Source organism: Jeotgalibacillus marinus (assembly GCF_040801915.1).
GTDB lineage: Bacteria > Bacillota > Bacilli > Bacillales > Jeotgalibacillaceae > Jeotgalibacillus > Jeotgalibacillus marinus.
Map to the genome: position 1 here is coordinate 1 of NZ_JBFMIA010000057.1, position 1,680 is coordinate 1,680.

Annotated in this window: 2 protein-coding genes; both read left to right on the forward strand. The window is 42.3% G+C overall.

What is annotated here, in order from left to right; translation table 11 throughout:
• The first annotated feature begins 458 nt into the window (after window positions 1–458).
• Window positions 459–542, forward strand: coding sequence for a phage holin (locus AB1471_RS16835; RefSeq protein ID WP_367780916.1), 84 nt, complete (start codon window positions 459–461; stop codon window positions 540–542).
• Window positions 543–544: 2 nt separating this feature from the next.
• Window positions 545–1,477, forward strand: a complete 933-nt coding sequence (locus tag AB1471_RS16840) for an N-acetylmuramoyl-L-alanine amidase (RefSeq protein ID WP_367780915.1) — start codon at window positions 545–547, stop codon at window positions 1,475–1,477.
• Window positions 1,478–1,680: the final 203 nt, after the last annotated feature.

Genomic DNA, 1,680 nt, shown 5'->3' on the forward strand with positions numbered 1-1,680 from the left:
GTAAAAACTGTTTTGTTCGATTGCGAGAAGGAATTCAGCGGACAAGATGCACAAATTTACGATTATCTATGTGACCAATTTGAAGAATCAGCCGAATAATTAATTTACGAATCAAGCACATATTGTGAAAAATGATGGGGATGAAGGAACTAGCCGATATTCCAGAGACTTATCAGAAATTGCTAAGAGAAGAACTGAAGTCTGCACTTGTTACAAGTGGATGCGTCGAGCCATTACGAATGCGTTAAACGTTGTCGGTGGATCGGTAGCTATTTTTTATACCACGTTACAACTAAGTTAAAGGAGACTTTTCGATTGAAAGAAAGACTACAGAGTTCTCCGTTTCGGGGTAGCTCTTTTTGCGTTGGTTGATTTTTGATGTGACAGTTTGAACTGTGGAATTTTGGAGATTATCAAACGTTTTTTGAGTCGCTATTAGTCCCTAGGTAGCTGGTGGAATGATTGCTGATCCAACGACAGAAGGGGTTAACGACTCAAAACAAACAATGAACTATACCAAACCTAGAAAGGAAGTTGAATAATTATGGCTAAAATTGTATTAGATGCAGGACACGGTGGCACAGATCCCGGAGCAGTAGGCAACGGATTAGAAGAGAAAAAAGTAGTATTAGACATCGCGAAGAAGGTTCGTGACATTCTCAATTCGAGCTATAACGGTGCATCTGTTCAAATGACTCGTGATACAGATAAGACTGTTTCTCTACAAGCACGAACAGATCAAGCTAACGCATGGGGGGCAGATACGTTCGTCAGCATCCATATAAATGCTGGAGGTGGCACAGGATACGAAGATTACATCTACCCAGGACTATCAGGAACAAGCAACTCCGCGAAGATGCGTAACTCGATCCATACAGAAGTAACAAAAGTGTTAAGTAAATACGGAATCCGTAACCGTGGTAAGAAAGAAGCCAACTTCCACGTACTGCGTGAGACGAAAATGGGAGCTGTCCTCCTCGAGACGCTGTTCATTGACACGGTTGCCGATGCGAACCTGATTAAGAATGCAACGTACATTAACGACATTTCAAAAGCTTACGCTGATGGCATCGCGAAAGCGTTAGACCTAAGCGGTGGCGGCAATGAACCAGGGGACGGAACAACCTATACAGTACAAACAGGGGATACGCTAAGCGCTATCGCTTTACGATTCAATACGACTGTAGAAGTTCTTGTGGCCCTGAACAACCTATCTGATCCGAATACGATTTATGTAGGTCAAGTATTGATCATCAGTGCATCTAGTGGCACACAAATGGTTATCGTGAAAGTAGATAATCTGAGTGTTCGTTCTCGCCCTTCTTGGGATGCTTCTGCAATCGCTGGAACGGTGAATAAAGGTGAAGCGTTTACGATTGTGAGGAAATTACCAGTGGATGACGCGGAGATGTACGAATTGAAAAGCGGTCTATATATTACGGCAAGTCCAGTGTATGTGGATGTTAAGAATGTTTGATAGGAGCAACCCTTCTATCATTCAGTGAATGGCACTGAATGATAGAAGGGATTCTATTGGTTCGTTTTTTTCTGCTATTTATTTTTCTTGGAAAAGAGAACAGCCGCCCTAGAGCTACTATCATCTAGGTTCAAGCAAAAACTGTTTGGTTCGATTGCGAGAAGGAATTCAGCGGACAAGATGCACAGGTATACGATTATCTA